Origin of the sequence: Thalassotalea sp. Y01, from assembly GCF_012932945.1 — a bacterium.
Taxonomy (GTDB): domain Bacteria; phylum Pseudomonadota; class Gammaproteobacteria; order Enterobacterales; family Alteromonadaceae; genus Thalassotalea_A.
Window position 1 is genome coordinate 14,901 of record NZ_JABBXG010000009.1, and the last position, 17,766, is coordinate 32,666.

Annotated in this window: 16 protein-coding genes; 5 read left to right on the forward strand and 11 right to left on the reverse strand. The window is 43.3% G+C overall.

Annotation, left to right across the window (positions count from 1 at the left end):
- Nucleotides 1-35: 35 nt before the first annotated feature.
- The 6 genes from HII16_RS13055 to glnB all read right to left on the reverse strand — a co-directional run bounded on the left by HII16_RS13055 (nt 36) and on the right by glnB (nt 5,905).
- Nucleotides 36-1,865 (reverse strand): bifunctional molybdopterin-guanine dinucleotide biosynthesis adaptor protein MobB/molybdopterin molybdotransferase MoeA, encoded by a 1,830-nt coding sequence (locus HII16_RS13055; RefSeq protein ID WP_169130743.1) that lies wholly within the window; start codon nt 1,863-1,865, stop codon nt 36-38.
- Complete coding sequence (locus HII16_RS13060) at nt 1,862-2,638, reverse strand: energy-coupling factor ABC transporter ATP-binding protein (protein WP_169130745.1); 777 nt, start codon at nt 2,636-2,638, stop codon at nt 1,862-1,864. Before HII16_RS13060 ends, HII16_RS13055 begins: the two co-directional genes overlap by 4 nt.
- A gap of 1 nt (nt 2,639) precedes the next feature.
- Nucleotides 2,640-3,347 carry an ABC transporter permease gene (locus HII16_RS13065; RefSeq protein WP_169130747.1) on the reverse strand — a complete coding sequence of 236 codons (708 nt, stop codon included), beginning with the start codon at nt 3,345-3,347 and terminating at the stop codon, nt 2,640-2,642.
- Complete coding sequence (locus tag HII16_RS13070; protein ID WP_169130749.1) at nt 3,344-4,150, reverse strand: substrate-binding domain-containing protein; 807 nt, start codon at nt 4,148-4,150, stop codon at nt 3,344-3,346. The genes HII16_RS13065 and HII16_RS13070 overlap by 4 nt, the downstream gene beginning before the upstream one ends.
- A 282-nt stretch (nt 4,151-4,432) precedes the next feature.
- A complete protein-coding gene (gene fdhD / locus HII16_RS13075) occupies nt 4,433-5,356 on the reverse strand; it encodes a formate dehydrogenase accessory sulfurtransferase FdhD (protein WP_169130751.1) in 924 nt (307 codons plus the stop codon).
- A gap of 210 nt (nt 5,357-5,566) precedes the next feature.
- Nucleotides 5,567-5,905, reverse strand: a complete 339-nt coding sequence (gene glnB, locus HII16_RS13080; protein ID WP_135439531.1) for a nitrogen regulatory protein P-II — start codon at nt 5,903-5,905, stop codon at nt 5,567-5,569.
- 194 nt (nt 5,906-6,099) lie between these two features.
- On the opposite strand from glnB, the gene nadE reads away from it, so the two are divergent.
- A complete protein-coding gene (gene nadE, locus HII16_RS13085) occupies nt 6,100-6,930 on the forward strand; it encodes an ammonia-dependent NAD(+) synthetase (RefSeq protein WP_169130753.1) in 831 nt (276 codons plus the stop codon).
- Nucleotides 6,931-7,027: 97 nt separating this feature from the next.
- Here nadE and HII16_RS13090 read toward each other — a convergent pair whose 3' ends face one another.
- Entirely contained in the window at nt 7,028-9,829 is a 2,802-nt protein-coding gene (locus tag HII16_RS13090; RefSeq protein WP_169130755.1) for a pitrilysin family protein, read from the reverse strand.
- A gap of 386 nt (nt 9,830-10,215) precedes the next feature.
- On the opposite strand from HII16_RS13090, the gene pdxH reads away from it, so the two are divergent.
- Complete coding sequence (gene pdxH / locus HII16_RS13095) at nt 10,216-10,869, forward strand: pyridoxamine 5'-phosphate oxidase (RefSeq protein ID WP_169130757.1); 654 nt, start codon at nt 10,216-10,218, stop codon at nt 10,867-10,869.
- Nucleotides 10,870-10,888: 19 nt separating this feature from the next.
- On the opposite strand, the gene HII16_RS13100 is transcribed toward pdxH, so the two are convergent.
- Together HII16_RS13100 and HII16_RS13105 are read right to left on the reverse strand one after the other, a co-directional pair.
- A complete protein-coding gene (locus tag HII16_RS13100; RefSeq protein ID WP_169130759.1) occupies nt 10,889-11,032 on the reverse strand; it encodes a hypothetical protein in 144 nt (47 codons plus the stop codon).
- Nucleotides 11,033-11,305: 273 nt separating this feature from the next.
- A complete protein-coding gene (locus HII16_RS13105; RefSeq protein WP_211183520.1) occupies nt 11,306-12,940 on the reverse strand; it encodes an electron transfer flavoprotein-ubiquinone oxidoreductase in 1,635 nt (544 codons plus the stop codon).
- 362 nt (nt 12,941-13,302) lie between these two features.
- Here HII16_RS13105 and HII16_RS13110 point away from each other — a divergent pair, with 362 nt between their 5' ends.
- The 3 genes from HII16_RS13110 to HII16_RS13120 all read left to right on the forward strand — a co-directional run bounded on the left by HII16_RS13110 (nt 13,303) and on the right by HII16_RS13120 (nt 15,432).
- Nucleotides 13,303-14,052 (forward strand): electron transfer flavoprotein subunit beta/FixA family protein, encoded by a 750-nt coding sequence (locus tag HII16_RS13110; protein ID WP_169130763.1) that lies wholly within the window; start codon nt 13,303-13,305, stop codon nt 14,050-14,052.
- Nucleotides 14,052-14,978: an FAD-binding protein gene (locus HII16_RS13115; protein WP_169130765.1), complete on the forward strand. Its 927-nt coding sequence runs from the start codon at nt 14,052-14,054 to the stop codon at nt 14,976-14,978. The genes HII16_RS13110 and HII16_RS13115 overlap by 1 nt, the downstream gene beginning before the upstream one ends.
- Before the next feature lie 118 nt (nt 14,979-15,096).
- Nucleotides 15,097-15,432, forward strand: a complete 336-nt coding sequence (locus HII16_RS13120; RefSeq protein WP_169130767.1) for a stress response translation initiation inhibitor YciH — start codon at nt 15,097-15,099, stop codon at nt 15,430-15,432.
- A gap of 30 nt (nt 15,433-15,462) precedes the next feature.
- On the opposite strand, the gene HII16_RS13125 is transcribed toward HII16_RS13120, so the two are convergent.
- Nucleotides 15,463-16,074 (reverse strand): fumarylacetoacetate hydrolase family protein, encoded by a 612-nt coding sequence (locus HII16_RS13125; protein WP_169130769.1) that lies wholly within the window; start codon nt 16,072-16,074, stop codon nt 15,463-15,465.
- Between the two features lie 14 nt (nt 16,075-16,088).
- Nucleotides 16,089-17,765, reverse strand: a complete 1,677-nt coding sequence (locus HII16_RS13130; protein ID WP_169130771.1) for a thiamine pyrophosphate-binding protein — start codon at nt 17,763-17,765, stop codon at nt 16,089-16,091.
- Nucleotide 17,766 lies beyond the last annotated feature (1 nt).

Genomic DNA, 17,766 nt, shown 5'->3' on the forward strand with positions numbered 1-17,766 from the left:
AATCATATGCCTTAGATGTGAGTAGGTTGTTCTGATTATAGTAAATCAGCGATAAACATGATGTTGACTTTATCCCCCTGTTTTACACTTTCGGTTTCAGGTGGTAATACTATGATGCAATTAGCCTGAACCATGGAGGTTAATATGCCAGACCCTTGAGGCCCGGTTAAGGCAACATGCAACTGCCCATCATCACTGAGGCTATAACAGCCTCGTAAATATTCATGACGTCCCAAACGACTGCGCATCGAGCAACTCGCGATAGCCGCAAACAAAGGCTGTTGCCAGTTTTGCTCGCCAGTCATTTTGCGAATCGCCGGCTGTACAAACACCATAAAACAAATCATCGCCGCGACGGGGTTACCCGGTAATCCAAAAAATAATGCGTCATGCAATTTACCGAACGCTAACGGCCGGCCTGGGCGCATCTGCACTCGCCAAAAATCAACATTGCCAACGGCATTAATACTGTCTTTAACAAAGTCGGCATCACCAACAGATACGCCGCCGGAGCTGATAATGATATCGGCTTGTTGACTGGCTTTGACAAGGGTGTCTTGCAGACTCTGTTGGTTATCTTCGATGATACCAAAGTCGATAATGTTACAATTCAACTGTTGCGCCAACGCCATTACGGAATAGCGATTTGCATCATAGATACCGGCCTTTTGCAATTTCTGACCCGGTTGCGATACTTCATTACCGGTAGAAAACAGCGCAATGGTTGGTGCTGATGTCACTTTTAAATTAGCGAAACCCAATGATGCTAACAACCCCAAACGGGCAGCATTCAAACGCTCACCTTCGGCAACTGCCAGCTCACCTTTGGTAATATCTTCGCCAAACTGGCGGATATTTTGACCAAGTTTTCCCATGTCGCTGAATGAGACTTGGACGGTATCCCCGCTGATATCCTCTGTCGCCAGCTCTTTGGCAATAACGCTATTGGCGCCTTCTGGCAGCGGTGCGCCGGTCATAATGCGCACGGCTTGGCCTGGCTGCAATAGGTCTGAAAAAAGCTGACCTGCAAACACCTCACCAACAATGTCATACACGCTTAGTTGTTGGCTATTTTTACTCTGGTGCAATGTTGGCGCATGAATGGCGTATCCATCCATTGCTGAATTAGTATGTTGTGGCACATTGATGGTTGAATAGATATTTTCCGCTAAGACGTAACCTAAGCATCGCTCTAACGCTAACGTTTCAATGTTTTGCAATCGCTTGGTTTGTGCTTCTATCGCTGTTACCGCTTGTTCTACCGATAAAGTACCTGCCGGTAATGCACCACAACTGCTCTTTTCTGCGGCAGTTGATGTGAGCTTGGTATGGGACAGAATAAAGCGGCCGATCTGTTCAATATCATCAAGGGATAACTGAGTTATATTGGTTGCTAGTTGATTGCTATCTAAAGCGCTTTGCTGACAACTCGCAATAGCGACCACATTGTCATCATTAGGATATATCAAAGGGGCGCCAACCGATTGCCGGTACAATTCGATTTTATCAAATGCGACGTGTTTAAAACCTTCCACCAAAATCAAATCGACGCTATCGCAGTCAATTCGAGCAAGCAGGCTTGGCAAATCAGGTGATTCCGTCTGCAGGTTTTCATACATATGGGCATAACGTACCTCAGAGGCAATTAACAATTGCTGAGCACCAGCTTGGCGCAACAAAAAACTGTCTTTACCCGGCTTATCAACATCAAAATTATGATGAGCGTGTTTGATCACCGCCACGCGAATGCCCTGTTTTTTCAACCAGGGTATCAGTGCGGTAAGTAGGGTTGTTTTTCCTGTTCCACTGTACGCACAAATACCCAGTACCGGTACCGCCATTGTATGAATCAACTCACGGCTCATGTTTTACTCTTTAATATTTTATTGTTGTCTAGATTAGAGATTTGATCGGCACTAACGCCTCGCGGTTTTGCACAAATCGTTAATTGTTTATTCGCGAGCAGCCAATGTTGTTTGCACAAGGCGGTTAAACTATTGCTTTGATGGCTTACAATCATCAGCCCCGTCCCTTGTTGCTGCAATTGCTCGACCATGGCCAAGACCAATTGTTGCGATACCAAGTCCATATTTGCTGTCGGTTCATCGAGCATTAACAAGGCGGGTTGCACTAAATATACACGCGCTAATGCCAGTCGTTGCTTCTCTCCACCAGAAAGTTCAGCAGCATCTGCTGCAAGTAAGTGACCTAATTGCGCCATCTCAATTGCCATTGCTAATCGCGCTTTTGCCGACGCTGAAAACCGCCAAAATAATGGCGTTGCCATTTTTAAATTCCCCAGCACAGTACCACTATAAACGTACGGTGACTGATGTAAATACGTGGCCGTGCCAATCAGCTTTTGACGACCTGTAAAACGTGTATTGCCTGCTCTTCGACACTGTAGGTTGCCAAATTCTGGTTTAAGTAAGCCTGCTAACACTTTCATCAAACTGGTTTTACCGGCACCATTGGCGCCTTGCAGTAAAATGCTATCGCCTTGTCTAAAGCTAAGCGCTTTAATATTAAAAATAATATGTTGTTTAAAGCTGACAATAAGGTTTTGACCATCAATGCGTGCCACATTGTCCTCAGGTGATGAGCTTGGTTCAATATGAATGGTAGGCGAATCAGTCATATCAATAACTCCTCACCAAGGCTTTACCGCGCAAAGATGCCAGCGACAAGTTCAACAAAAAGCTTAAGATCAATAACACCATGCCTAAGGCTATGGCTTGTGCGAACTCGCCCTTACTGGTTTCAAGAGCGATAGCGGTTGGAATATTCCGTGTTGCGTTAAGAATGTTGCCACCGACCATCATAGAGCACCCTACTTCGGTGATGATTCGACTGAATGCAGTGATGACTGTTAGCAGTAACGGCACTTTTAGCTCTCGACAGCATAGCAACATGGTCGACAGCACATTACGCCCCAAAGTCCGAGAGGTTTCCCATACGCGTTTGTCAATGTGGGTAAATGCCGCTTGTGATAGAGAAATTAAAATAGGTATGCAAATTAACATTTGCCCTATGATCATCGCTTTTTGTGTAAACAGCCAATGCAAATCTCCAAAAGGGCCTTGTCGCGTTAATAAAATATAGACCAACAAACCAATAACCACAGTTGGTATTGATTGCATAGTGTGAATCAAAGACGTAATTAACCAGCGTCCTTTAAAACGACTGAACGCCAAAATAAAACCAGCGATAACCGATGGAATAAGGGTTAATAATAACGCCATCAAAGACACACTGAATGAGACAAAGATAATCGACCACAGAGTTTTATCGAACGATAACAGTAACGTAAACGCTTGGGTAAACAATGTCAGCCAACCTTCATTCATTCGCTGTAATTTGCCTTAAATAATTGCTGACCTTTAACCGTATAGTTATTGATTAACTGTTGGCCGGCTTCACCAATTAGCCAATCGCTAAGACGCTTGGCGCCTTGGTGGTTTAACTCGGGGTACTTTTGTTGATTAAGGAGAATGATTTGATACGGATTGGCAAGACTTATCCCACCTTGATAAATAATCGACAAGCTCAATTTATCGCGATAGGTGATAAAGGTACCGCGGTCACTCAGGGCATAAGCCTGCATTGAGTCGGCCATCATTAAGGTTTTGCCCATCCCTTGACCAACGGCTTTGTAGTTTTCAAATTGATTTGAGACACCGGAGCGTTGCCATATTTGTAACTCTTTTTGCTCTGTTCCAGAGTCATCACCTCGAGAAATAAATAGGGCATTTTGCTTAGCAATCCATTGAAAAGCCTGCTCTGGGCTGGCGACATTAGCAATACCCGCAGGATCATCAACGGGGCCGACAATAATAAAATCATTCTCCATGAAGCGCCGAGCCGAAATGCCATACCCTTGGGCAAGAAATTTCTTTTCGGCTTCTGGCGCATGGGTCATCACCACATCGACGTCACCAGCGCGCGCCAAACGCAAGGCATTACCTGAGCCGGTGGCGATGACATGAACCTTGTAACCACTTTGCTGTTCAAAAATAGGCAATATATACGACAGTAAACCGGAGTTTTCAGTACTGGTGGTGGTGGCCATTTTAATAATTTGTTGTGCCGTCACAGGCGTTGCAAGTAAGCAACCAAGCCATACAAGTGCCAAAACTTTAGTCAAAGCCATGCCCCTTTTCTGTTATTTTCCAACCACCTAATGATGATTTTGGGTAAGAAGTTAATGGCTTAAGTATGATAGGCAGCGATTAAATTGCAAAAACCATGACGTTTTTCTGTGTCGCAACAAAATAACCAAGGTGAAAGGGATGCAAAGATGCTGTTAGTTGCGAAAACAGCAGCGGTTAAAGCACCTAGCCAATAACTGAATAACGATGCTGGCGATGTGTTTTTGATGTGACTAAATATGACTGAGGTTTAATGTGGCTGAGGTTTGCTATGAACGACAATATTACACGCCTTTGAGGCGCCATCCACCATGATAGACATTAAAGCCTTTGCCCGAAACAAAACCGATCAAGGTGATATTAAAGCGTTGAGCCACGGATATCGCCAGAGATGATGGTGCACCAACAGCGACAATCACCGGGAAACTCGCCATAAGGGCTTTTTGCACCAATTCAAAACTGATACGCCCGCTTAATACCACCACACGTTTACTTGATTGTTGCGTGTCGGGCAGATACAAGGACGCGCCAATCAATTTATCCATGGCGTTATGGCGGCCGACATCTTCTTTTAGCAATACCAATTCGCCATCTTCACTAAATAAGCCAACGGCATGAACCCCGCCTGTTTTTTGAAACTGCACTTGTTGTTTGCGCATGCTATCGCTTAATGCCAATACGGTATTAATATCAAGCCACGCAGGATCGGCATCTAATTTAGGTGGGCTTTTCAGCTCCAATGATTGCAACGAGGTTTTGCCGCAGATACCGCAACTTGATTGCATGGTTAGGTGGCGTTGATACTGCCCCCAATCCGGTACGATACCAGCAGCGAGTTCAACATCAATTTGGTTGGCGCTTTGCTGTTCGCCATTATCTTGATGTGTGGCACTGACGATATGCTCGGCGCGGCGAATAATCCCTTCACTGTTTAACAAGCCTATTGCCAATTGCGGATCATTACCTGGGGTGCGCATGGTAATGGTAAATTCCTTCTCTTGGCTTTCATTGTCACTATCTTGCCAAATTAGGTTTATTTGCAAAGGTTCTTCGACGCTGACAATGTCTCTATTGGCGGTTTTGCTGGCTTGTTGCTCGCCAATACTAATGCGAAACTTATTGACTTCACTGACACCGTTATGGGTATCGACCACGAAATCAGGCTCGGTTGGGGTGGTAATATCCTCAGCTGAGTGTTTGTTATTCATTGTCTTACTCCAAAACCAATATCAACACCTTAATCATAGCCAACAGAAGCCATAAGCAGATGCTCTACCATTCTGATATTAATACAAAAATTACTAAAAGACAGGTTCGGCAAAGGAAATTAGTCTATTGCATGGAAAGATTTATTGTTGGCGATCAAAAAAGGCCCCTTAGTGGATCCTTTTTTTAAATTATAAAACATCACAGAAATTCTATATTGCCGCTTCGTCTTCTTCGCCAGTACGAATACGGATAACACGTTCAACTTCAGTGATAAAAATTTTACCGTCGCCAATCTTACCCGTTTGTGCGGTTTCAACGATGGTGTTGACACAACGTTCAACGTCAGCATCGCTAACCACAATTTCCAATTTCACCTTAGGTAAAAAATCGACCATATACTCGGCACCACGATACAACTCAGTGTGGCCCTTTTGACGACCAAATCCTTTCACTTCTGAGACGGTCATACCGGTAATATTAACCTCTGCCAACGCCTCACGAACATCATCCATTTTAAACGGTTTGATTATCGCTTCGATTTTTTTCATTGCCATACACCTATTCGTTGTTAATAACGTTGTTTTTATCTGAGTGAGTAAGTTAATTTTACCCGCAAAAGGCAAACTAGCGCCAGTTATTTTCAATAAAGCGCGCATAAATGAAAAAATTTAAACTGTATTCATTCGCAAATTTAAAAGCGTGTTGTTAAACTAGCTTTTTTTCTTCGGGATTGAGGTTGCGTATGAACCGCCAGGCAATTATCAACGAAATGAAAGTGTTGCCAACAATTGATGCGAAAATGGAAATTACTCGTCGCGTCAATTTCATTAAAGAACAATTAGTCGCATCAGGATTAAACCATCTTATTTTGGGGATTAGTGGCGGCGTAGACTCATCGACCTGTGGTCGCCTTGCACAACTTGCCATAAATGAACTTAATGCGGAGCATGGTGGTGGCTACAAGTTTATCGCTGTGCGCCTGCCTTATGACGTGCAAGCCGATGAAGATGATGCGCAAATGGCGTTGAAATTCATTGAACCTAGCGTGCAAGTTTCTACCAATATCATGGCTGGCGCAGACGGTATTCATCAAGAAGCCGTTAGCGTGCTAGAGCAAGAAGGGTTGCTGCAAGCAGATAACCATCGCCTCGATTTTTCTAAAGGTAATGTTAAAGCCCGCTCTCGCATGGTGATGCAATATCACTTAGCTGGTATTTTAGGTGGCTTAGTGATTGGCACCGATCACAGTGCGGAAAACATCACTGGCTTTTACACCAAATGGGGTGACGGGGCTTGTGATATGGTACCTCTGTTTGGCTTAAGCAAGCGCCAAGTTCGTCAACTTGCTAGTGCACTTGGGGCGCCAGAAAAATTAATCACCAAAGCGCCTACGGCGGATTTGGAAGAATTAGAGCCTGGTAAACCAGATGAAACCGCATTAGGTCTTAGCTATGATCAAATTGACGATTTCTTAGAGGGCAAAGATGTGGCAGACAATGTTGAACAAACACTGATCAACATCTACTTAAAAACCCAACATAAACGTCAGCCGATCCCAACCATTTACGATTAAGGTTGCCTAACTCGCTAAACACTCTATTGAGCCATAAAAAAACGCCCTGCTGGGCGTTTTTTATTATCCGATTTGGATAAGCTTATGGTTTAGCGTGTTACTCAGTATCTTGCGCAGCTTGTTGCTTAACTTTGGCAAAATCACCGGCAGTAAATACGTTGTAATCTAACTTACCAATATATTTAATAAAGGCTTGCTGCACGTCTTCTTTGCTTAACGCGTTAACTTGCGCGATCTGCTCATCATAAAACGCAAGATCAACCTTTGCTTTACTCGCGTTGTTAATCACACCAGCGATGGCTGCATCACTTGCCCAAGAACGTGTACGGTTACTGATAAACCCTTTCACAGCGCGTTCAAGCTCTTCATCGGTGAATCCATCGGCAACCACTTTTTGAACTTCTTCATTAAAGGCGGCGATTACCGCTTCCATGTTTTCTGGTGCTGAAATAGCCACAGCATAGAAGATACCGGTTTGGTCCAACATGTTAGCTTGCAGACCTGCACCAACAGAATAGCTATAACCTTCTTTAACACGAATGCGAGCACCAATACGTGAGGTGAATGGGTCACCACCAAAAATGCTATTAGCGATACTCAAGGCAATGTAATCCTCATCTTTAACATTCATCTGAACCGGGTTGATGATGTAAAGCTGAGCATTGGCTTTATCTGGCGTTTCTGTTTTAACTTCAGCACCTTCAATATCTTTTAAGTCTGTCGCCATATGTTCGTATGGTGTGTCATTGGTGTACGGCGCTAATACTTGATGCAGCTCGGCAGAGATCTGCTCGGCATCGACGTCGCCAACCACTGTGATATGACCGTTATTGATATTAAAATGTGACTTATACAGGGCTTTTAATTGAGCTGAATTCACTTCTTTGAATTTAGCGATTTGCTCATCTAATTCCATATAGGCTTTCGGATGGCCTTTCGGGTAGTTATATAAGGTTTTACGGAAGCTGTTCGAGGCGATAGCCTGCGGATCGTTACGTTGCGCTTCGATACCGGCGATGCTTGAACGACGAATAACCTCAAGTTCTTTATCAGGGAACGTCGGCGCCGCTAATAGTTCACCTAAAAAGGTGACGGTTTGTTGTAAATTGGTTTTATCGGTTTTGATATTGATGTTGGTTGAACCAGCACCGGTACCGATAGAGATAGAGCTTTTTAACTCATCCAGTTTGGTGGCTATTTGCTCTTTGCTGTAATTGCTATTGCCTAATTTAATCAGCGCGCCAACAAAGCCGATGGCTTGACTTTGGTTAGCCAAGGTTTGCGCTGTACCAGATGGCAAGTGCATGGTAATGATAACTTCTTCACCACGTAACTGCTTCGGATACACGTTAACCTTGGTACCTTCTTGCCATTCCATGGTTTGTAAGCGTTGCTTAATATTTGTCACGGTGTTGTCAAACACTTCACCGGCAGCAACAACCGCTTTGCCTTTATAATCTTTTAGCACGTTATCCATATTTGGCGCGACAGGTATTTCAGCACGCACTGGCTTTTCGGTTGGAATAAAACGCCCCGTGGTACGGTTTGAGGTGACAAAGTATTTCTCTGCCGCAGCTTGTACTTGCTCGACCGTGACTTTTTCGACTTGATCTCGGAAATAGAATGTTTGGCGATAATCACCTTTGGCGATATATTCAGACAACTCCATACCAACACCAGTCACATCACGCATCGATTGTTCAGCTTGTTTGGCTAGCTTTAATTTGGCCAGTTTCACTTCATCCGCACTAATCGGATTGCTTTCGATGTCTTCAACAAGGCTGATCAGTTGCTGTTCCATTTCCTTGGTATCTTTGCCTTTTTCGCCTTGGGCGAATAAGAAATATTGCGAACTGTCTTTAAGCATGAAGCTCATATTAAACGCTTGCGTAGCAACACCAGGTTCTACCAACTTCTTCTGCAAACGGCCACGAGTATAATCGCCAAAGATTTCTTGTAATACGCGCAATGGAGCTGCATCAGGGTGCAAGCCACTTGGCGTATGATAAGCCAAACCAACGTAAGGGATATCCCCCACACGACGCAGGTTTACTTCACGTTCACCATCTTGTGTCGGCTCTACCGTATACAATGGTTGAATTGGTGTTTTTGGCTTCTTAATGGCACCAAATTTTTCTTCTATATGTTTAATGGTTGCTTCTTTGTCAAAGCGACCTGCGATGGTTAACACCGCATTATCTGGACGATAGTGTTTTTTATAGAATTCACGCAAACGCTGAAATGGAAAGTTTTCTACATCTGAACGAGCACCTATGGTTGAGTTACCGTAGTTGTGCCATAAGAACGCCGTTGATGACATACGCGCCAATAACATACGAATAGAATCGTTTTCGTTACGCTCCATTTCATTGCGAACAACGGTCATTTCACTTTTCAATTGCTCTTCGGTAAACGTGGCATTGACCATACGGTCTGCTTCCATACCGATTGCCCATTGCAATGTATCAACATTGGCATCGAAAACTTCGAAATAGTTGGTGCGATCCAACCAGGTCGTTGCGTTCGTAGACATACCACGCTTTTTAAATTCCGTATCAATCTTCGGGTAGTTTTCAGAACCTTTAAATAGCATGTGCTCAAGTAAGTGCGCCATGCCAGTTTCACCATAATATTCGTGTACCGAACCGACTCGATAGGTCACATTGACCAAGGTTTTTGGTTGTGATGCATCGGCAAAAAGCAGTACTTTCAGGCCATTTTCTAGAGCGTATTCTTCTATACCTTCAACGGTACGAACATACGTCAATTTTTTTGGTTGAGCCGCTTGAGCCTGTTGAGCATAGGCTTCAGATTGAGTTGTATCAGTTAATGTACAACCTGACAGGCCCAGTGCCAACGACACTGACAGACCAAGAATAGTAGGCTTTAAAGATTTCATTGATTAACCTTTTCGTTTTCTTCGATACGACAGTTCTGGTCTAAAACAAGATAACTTTAGAGTGAAAACTGCTGTGATACCGGTGAGTCCAAATGCACGTTATCGATAACCGCGCTTGGATCATTGTTATTTTTAAGTGTCGCGAACATTAACGCAGTTAAAGGTTTGCTGACAACGTATTAATTGTTAAAAACTATTAAATTCAGCGCAAATAGTTTTTGATAATAGATAAAAACCCATCATAACTATAATTAGCCACTGATTTCTATACAAAACATTTTTACTCAGAGATTATTTAGGCGACTCAATGATAGTCTAAATATGAGTTTTTTGCGTATCAATAAATTGCTACAATTTATCTCTCGATTAGGAAATAACAGATAATTATGACGCTACTGGAAAAAATACGTTGCCTCTTTACCTTTGGCCAAGGTGTGGCATTGCCATTACCGGCAATACCTGAAGATAAGAACCCATTGGAACTGTTTTCACAATGGTTTGAAGACGCCAACAAATCGGGGATTTTACTGCCTGAATCAATGTCAGTATCAAGCTGTGATAGTGAAGGACAACCCTCTTCTCGGATGGTTTTATTAAAATCGTTCGATCAGGACGGCTTTGTTTTTTATACCAACTATGGCAGTAGAAAGTCGCAAGAACTGCAACAAAATCAAAAAGTAGCTTTGTTATTTCATTGGGGCGTATTGCAGCGTCAAGTGCGTATTGAAGGGGTTGTTGAAAAAACCTCACAACAACAATCACAACAATATTTTCATAGTCGTGGACGCGGCAGCCAGATTGGTGCCTGGGCGTCAAAACAAAGCCAACGCCTGCAACACGCCGATGAATTGACGCAACGTGAAGCGCGTTATGAAGAAAAATTTAAAGGCCAACAAGTGCCGTTACCAGAATTTTGGGGCGGTTACAGAGTCAAACCCCACGCCATTGAGTTTTGGCAAGGCCGGGCCAACCGCTTACACGATAGATTATGCTTTGAACAAAGCGAAAACGGCTGGCAAACATTCCAATTGCATCCGTAATACTGGGTAACGGTAGCCGTTAAGATATTGGCGAGCTTTGTTCGCATTGCTCGCGATATTTTGTGTACAGCGTTTGAAATTCCATTTCTTCTTCTGATGTCACGGTGCCATCGATAATTTTGGTGGCCAAATCATTCAATCGTGTTTTATTTAACTCAGACATAATTTAAAAAAATGTTGTTATCTCAATATTGCTTATAGCAAACCATGACCTTAGAACAAACAACTAAATTGCGATTTAACAAACAATTAAACAATTGTTAAGTTTGATTTAACGGCGGCCACATCTGGTTAATAAACCGTTGACCTGCTGACCTATACAAAGTGACTGATAAATAAAAAGCACCCTTGCGGGTGCTTTCTTATTAAGATGTTTTGTATCTAGCAGCTTTATATAGCTGCTTAGGCGTCGTAAACGACAACCCAGGCTTGTCCGCTACATATTAGGGTAGTTCGGGCCGCCAGTACCTTCTGGTGTAACCCAGGTAATATTTTGACTTGGGTCTTTAATATCACAGGTTTTACAGTGCACACAGTTTTGTGAATTAATCACAAATTGTTTTTCTCCAGCTTCATCTTCGGAAATCTCATAGACACCGGCTGGACAATAACGCTGCGCAGGTTCGTCATACTTACCCAAGTTGACTTTAATTGGGATATCTTTATCTGCCAACTTCAAGTGGCAAGGCTGCTCTTCTTCGTGGTTGGTATTAGATAAGAACACGCTGCTAAGCTTATCAAAACTCAACACACCATCTGGTTTTGGATAATCAATTTTTTGGCTTTCACTGGCCAGCTTTAATTGCTCGTGATCAAAACTGTCATCTTTAAATTCAAATGGTAATTTACCACCGAAGATATTTTGATCTAGGGTATTGTAAGCACCACCCCAGAACGTGCCGAGTTTATGCATCACCGCACCAAAGTTACGAGTATTAAATAACTCATCATACAACCAAGAGTTTTTAAACTTATCAGTAAAGGCTGTTAAGTCATTACCGCCTGGATCGTCTGCTGCTAGTGCTTCAAATATCGTTTCCGCCGCCAGCATACCTGACTTCATTGCGGTGTGATTGCCTTTGATCTTAGCGAAGTTAATCGTACCTGCATCACAACCTACCAATAAGCCACCAGGCATGGTCATTTTCGGTAATGAGTTAAAGCCACCTTTGGCAATAGCACGAGCACCATAAGAAACACGTTTGCCGCCTTCAAGATATTGGGCATATTTCGGATGGTGTTTTAAGCGTTGAAATTCATCAAACGGACTAAGATGTGGATTTGAATAATTAAGGTCAATAATCAAACCAACAAACACTTGATTGTTTTCTGCGTGATATAAGTAACCACCGCCGGTCGTGTCACTTTCTAGCGGCCAACCTGCCGAATGCACAACCAAACCTTCTTGATGTTTTTCAGGATCGATATCCCAAATTTCTTTAAAACCGATACCATAATGTTGTGGTGATTTATCGGCATCAAGATTAAATTCTTTAATAAGTTGCTTTCCTAAGTGACCACGACAGCCTTCAGCAAACACCGTGTATTTAGCGCGAAGTTCCATACCAGGCATATAAGAGTCTTTCTGGTTACCTTCGCTATCTAATCCCATGTCACCAGTAACAACACCAGCAACCTTGCCATCTTCAATGATCAGGTCTTGGGCTGGGAAGCCAGGGAAGATCTCAACGCCCATGCTTTCCGCTTGCTCTGCCAACCAACGACATACATTACCCATAGAGACAATATAATTGCCTTCATTGTGCATTGTTTTTGGTACCGCAATACCCGGTAACTTTGTACCTTTATTGGCATCGTTAAGTAAATAAATATCATCACCGGTGACCTTGGTATTTAATGGAGCACCAAGTTCTTGCCAGTTAGGGAACAATTCATTCATAGAGCGAGGTTCGAAAACCGCACCAGAAAGAATATGAGCGCCCACTTCGGAGCCTTTTTCGACGACACAAACCATTAATTCTTGGTCTTTTTCTTGTGCCATTTGCATTAATTTACATGCTGTTGATAATCCTGATGGGCCTGCGCCAACTATCACAACATCAAATTCCATAGATTCACGTTCCACGCTAATCCCCTTAAGCTTTTATTTCTGTTACCTTTTTAACAAGGCTTATCAAATTTTAATGCATTATTTATAGCACTTATGCGGTGTAAAACCTATGCATAATGGGCATTAATATTGCCATTTATCATAGAAAGGTCAATTTGCCATTGACCTTTGAACGGCCAGTTAGTAGTCTTTCCGGCAACTTTTACATACGTTTGAACAATCACTTTAAACAGTAAATTCAAACAAGCGTTTGACTATTATCTACAAATAAGTTTATAAATAAAGCTCTCAAGCGTAATTAACGATAAAAAAATATATATACAACAGGAATTCCCGTAACGGGAATCTTACAAGAGGTTGCTATGAAAGTACTTGTTCCTATCAAGCGCGTAATCGACTATAACGTCAAAGTACGTGTTAAGCCTGATAATTCAAATGTTGATCTGACCAACGTAAAAATGGCGATCAACCCATTCTGTGAAATCGCTGTTGAAGAAGCGGTTCGATTGAAAGAAGCAGGCGTTGCTACTGAAGTTGTTGCTGTCTCTATCGGCGACAAATCTTGCCAAGAGCAACTTCGTACCGCATTGGCTCTTGGTGCCGATCGTGCGATTCAAATCGACACAGATCAAAACTTAGATTCACTAAACGTTGCTAAGCTTCTACAAAAAGTTGTTGAAGAAGAGCAGCCGAAAATTGTATTGCTAGGTAAGCAATCTATCGATTCAGACAACAACCAAACCGGTCAAATGCTAGGTGCATTGACGGGTATGCCACAAGGCACATTCGCATCTGAAGTGAAAGTTGACGGCGACAAAGTGTCGGTAACTCGTGAAGTTGATGGCGGTTTGCAAACCGTTGCGTTAAACCTTCCAGCGATCGTAACAACGGACCTTCGTTTGAACGAACCTCGTTATGCGTCATTACCAAACATTATGAAAGCAAAGCGTAAACCGCTTGATGTTAAGAGTGCCGCAGACTTCGGTATTGACCTTAGCTCACGTACAAACCTTATTAAGGTAACACCACCAGCCGAGCGTCAAGCGGGCATCGTGGTTGAGACTGTTGGTGAATTAGTAGAAAAATTAAAGAATGAAGCGAAGGTGATCTAATGTCTATTCTAGTTATTGCAGAACATGATAATTCAAGCCTAAAGGCTGAAACTTTAAAAACAATTGCAGCCGCTGCTGCTATTGGTGGCGATATTGACGTACTAGTTGCTGGTAGTAACTGTCATGCGGTTGTTGAAGAAGCGGCAAAAGCCACTGGTGTAGCTAAAGTATTGGTTGCCGATGATGCTGCTTACGAATTTCAGTTAGCGGAGAATATTTCTTTACTCGTGACTGAACTTGCCGGTGATTACTCTCACATTCTAGCGTCCGCTTCGACAACGGGTAAAAACTTTATGCCTCGCGTTGCAGCCTTGTTAGATGTTGCGCAAATTTCTGACATCATTGCCGTTGAAAGTGCCGATACATTTGTTCGTCCAATCTATGCTGGTAACGCTATCGCGACGGTTCAGTCTCTAGATAGCACTAAGGTTATTACGGTACGTGCGACAGGCTTCGATGCAGTTGAAACAACAGGCTCAGCTGAGATTGTTAGCTTGTCTATGGTGACTGATGCGGGTACCTCAAGCTACGTTGGTGCTGAATTGACTGTGTCTGAGCGTCCAGATCTTGGTGCTGCAAGCGTGGTAATCTCTGGTGGTCGTGGTATGCAAAACGGCGAAAACTTCCAATTACTCGATGGTATCGCTGATAAACTTGGTGCTGCTATTGGTGCATCTCGTGCCGCTGTTGATGCGGGCTTTGTACCTAACGACATGCAAGTTGGTCAAACCGGTAAAATCGTTGCTCCAGATTTGTACATCGCTGTTGGTATTTCTGGTGCTATCCAGCATTTGGCTGGTATGAAAGATTCTAAAGTCATTGTTGCTATCAACAAAGACCCTGAAGCACCTATCTTCCAGGTTGCCGATTACGGTTTAGTTGCCGATTTATTTGACGCCCTACCTGAGCTAGAGCAAGCGTTATAATTCAACGCTCGTTATAGCACGTAAAAGGCCAGCATTTATCGCTGGCTTTTTTGTATCTCAAATTCAAGACATTTGTTAAAATGGCTTATATAGATTGAATTAGTCAGGCAAAATTATTATGTCGTCATTACAGGATCAACTGTCACAACTGGTGTACTCAACCGATAAAGGTCGCATCAAGGAAGAGAAAAGCGAAGCGGATGTTACCCCAAGCGATGGTTTTGCTTACGTCCGACGTGAAACTAAAGGTCGTAAAGGCAAAGGCGTCGTCACCATTACAGGTCTTGGATTAGAGCCAAAAGAGCTAAAAGCGCTAGCGAAAAAGCTCAAACAAACCTGTGGCACTGGTGGCACCGTGGTGGGTGAAACCATAGAAATCCAAGGTGATAAACGCGATGTAATTAAGACCGTATTAGAAAAGCACAATTATAAAGTTAAGTTTATTGGTGGCTAAACCTGCTAAGCGATGTGCGTCAGGACAGTGTTAAGACGCTGTCCATTGTGCACAAACCAACTCTTTATCTTGTTCAAAAATACACCCTGTAAAACATGCCCCCGGCATAACCTTACCAACACCTTTTGGCGTTCCTGTCATCACAATATCACCATCTTGTAATGGTAAGAATGTTTGTAGTTCGATAAGAATATCATGCGGTTTATACATCATCAAAGACACCCCACCCTGTTGTATTAGTTGCTCATTGATGGTGAGCGATAACGATAACTGCTCAAGGTTATCAAATGGTACAAAATCGCTAAACAACGCCGATCCTACGAACGCTTTAGCTCGCTCCCACGGCAGACCTTTTTGTTTCAAATTTGATTGCAACTGACGCTTAGTCAAATCCAATCCAAACGCTACCGCGGTAAACCGACCTTGTTGGTATAAAAAACACAGCTCGCCCTCGTAATGCAAAGGCTCTTGATGCTGACTTTGTAATGTTTCGGTTAAGCTCGAGTTAGGCTTAATAAACACCACCATATCGTCAGGAATGTCATTGCCTAGTTCTTTAATGTGTTCAACGTAATTGCGACCGATGCAAATAATTTTCGACGGCGCTATGGTTTGCTCGGCATACTTTATGGTGTTTATCATAAAACTGTTGTGACCTATTTATTGGCTTGTAAAACGAGTTGACTGTAGTCATCGCCGCTCAGCTTCGCTTCAACGATAACCGGTTGATTCATTGTAAACGCTTGACGTAACGTATCAGCAAAGTCTTGCTGATTATCGACGCTTAACACAGGCACAGCAAACAATCTGGCTTGTGTGGTTGGCAAATTAACGCCTTGTTCAATGCCATAATTTGGCAGCTGTTGTTTATCTTGCTTAATACGTATTAACGCCAATTCATCATCACTGAACAAAACAAAAACAATGGCTAAGTTTAAACGTTTGGCAACGGATAATTCATTGGCTGTCATTAAAAATCCACCATCCCCCAACACTGCACATACGAGTTTATCTGGGCAAGCAAGCTTTGCGGCGATAGCACTCGGTATGCCGTAGCCCATTGAAGACCAGCCATTACTCATCAGCTGCAACATAGGCTCGTTTACCGACCATAATTGACCAATAAGATGAGTATGAGCACCAACATCGCAGGTCATAATGCCATCGCTGGGCAATATTGAACGCAAGGTTTGCAAAGCACTCACCGGACCAAAATGATCATTATATTGCTCAAACTTAAGGCTCATTGCCCGCTTCAAATCCGTTATTTGTTGAGGTTGCCAATGGTACTCTGGTAATTGCTTGTTGATGCGCGCGACAAGCCTATTGAGCACAGCTGCTATGGGCTGTTGATATTGCGCAATCTCAGTATCGCTAAGGCCATCAATGGTTGTTGATACGCTATCGATGCTGATAAGTTTGGCGGCGCTAAGCCATTGAGAATAATTAAATTCAACTTCGTCATAGCCGATGGCAACGACCACATCCGCTTGTCGATAGATGTCGGCTACGCGATCGCTTAAGGCGTGAAACAGCACACCGGCGTAACTGCTATGCTGTTCGTTTATAGCCCCTTTCGCCATAGGCGTAACCACCACAGGAATCGCCAAGATTGTCGCTAATTGTTCGATTGCTTGTCTCGACTGTTGGTCGAGTGCGCGCAAACCTATCGCCAAAAGAGGCTTCTTCGCCGCCATTAAATGCCGATGTATTTCAATGGCATCTGCGCTTATGGTTGCCTCATCGTGAGGGTTGCAATCAACATCATCAAGGAGATTATTCGCTGGCGTTTTTGCTCTAGCATTTTGAGTATTTTCTGCGACGACAATTTGTTTGCTGATATTGACCGGTAAGCCTATATGAACTGGGCCGGCAATACCTTGAGTTGCGATAGCAAATGCGCGTTCTATCTGATCAGCAATATTGGCAGCACGCAATCGCCAACTGGCTTTGGTTAGCGGCCCAAACAAGGCTTGATGGTCAATGTTCATCTGCATTGTCCGGCCGATATTATCATCGGCAACTTCATCGGTAAGGGCGATAACAGCTGAACGGTCAAGGAGTGCACTGCCGACGCCGGTACTTAGATTGGTGGCGCCTGGGCCAAAGGTAGCAAAGCACACCCCAGGAGTCGCCGTCAATTTGCCCATCGTTGCCGCCATAAACGCCGCCCCTCCCTCGTGTGCCGTTAATACAAACTCAATGTTGTCAATATCATTGATGGCTTGCAAGTAGGGTAAGAAACCGCCACTAGGAACACCGAATATATAGCGTACGCCACGTTGCTGTAACGATTGGATTAACTGATAAGCAACACTGTGTTTTTCGATCATG

What these genes read in the sequence shown, in the direction of transcription:
- glnB (WP_135439531.1), bottom strand. Translation starts at nt 5,905, where the DNA reads ATGAAAAAAATCGAAGCGATAATCAAACCGTTTAAAATGGATGATGTT.
- HII16_RS13090 (WP_169130755.1), bottom strand. Translation starts at nt 9,829, where the DNA reads ATGAAATCTTTAAAGCCTACTATTCTTGGTCTGTCAGTGTCGTTGGCA.
- HII16_RS13055 (WP_169130743.1), bottom strand. Translation starts at nt 1,865, where the DNA reads ATGAGCCGTGAGTTGATTCATACAATGGCGGTACCGGTACTGGGTATT.
- HII16_RS13070 (WP_169130749.1), bottom strand. Translation starts at nt 4,150, where the DNA reads ATGGCTTTGACTAAAGTTTTGGCACTTGTATGGCTTGGTTGCTTACTT.
- HII16_RS13100 (WP_169130759.1), bottom strand. Translation starts at nt 11,032, where the DNA reads ATGTCTGAGTTAAATAAAACACGATTGAATGATTTGGCCACCAAAATT.
- HII16_RS13125 (WP_169130769.1), bottom strand. Translation starts at nt 16,074, where the DNA reads ATGATAAACACCATAAAGTATGCCGAGCAAACCATAGCGCCGTCGAAA.
- HII16_RS13115 (WP_169130765.1), top strand. Translation starts at nt 14,052, where the DNA reads ATGTCTATTCTAGTTATTGCAGAACATGATAATTCAAGCCTAAAGGCT.
- HII16_RS13060 (WP_169130745.1), bottom strand. Translation starts at nt 2,638, where the DNA reads ATGACTGATTCGCCTACCATTCATATTGAACCAAGCTCATCACCTGAG.
- pdxH (WP_169130757.1), top strand. Translation starts at nt 10,216, where the DNA reads ATGACGCTACTGGAAAAAATACGTTGCCTCTTTACCTTTGGCCAAGGT.
- HII16_RS13130 (WP_169130771.1), bottom strand. Translation starts at nt 17,765, where the DNA reads ATGATCGAAAAACACAGTGTTGCTTATCAGTTAATCCAATCGTTACAG.
- HII16_RS13105 (WP_211183520.1), bottom strand. Translation starts at nt 12,940, where the DNA reads ATGGAATTTGATGTTGTGATAGTTGGCGCAGGCCCATCAGGATTATCA.
- fdhD (WP_169130751.1), bottom strand. Translation starts at nt 5,356, where the DNA reads ATGAATAACAAACACTCAGCTGAGGATATTACCACCCCAACCGAGCCT.
- HII16_RS13065 (WP_169130747.1), bottom strand. Translation starts at nt 3,347, where the DNA reads ATGAATGAAGGTTGGCTGACATTGTTTACCCAAGCGTTTACGTTACTG.
- HII16_RS13120 (WP_169130767.1), top strand. Translation starts at nt 15,097, where the DNA reads ATGTCGTCATTACAGGATCAACTGTCACAACTGGTGTACTCAACCGAT.
- nadE (WP_169130753.1), top strand. Translation starts at nt 6,100, where the DNA reads ATGAACCGCCAGGCAATTATCAACGAAATGAAAGTGTTGCCAACAATT.
- HII16_RS13110 (WP_169130763.1), top strand. Translation starts at nt 13,303, where the DNA reads ATGAAAGTACTTGTTCCTATCAAGCGCGTAATCGACTATAACGTCAAA.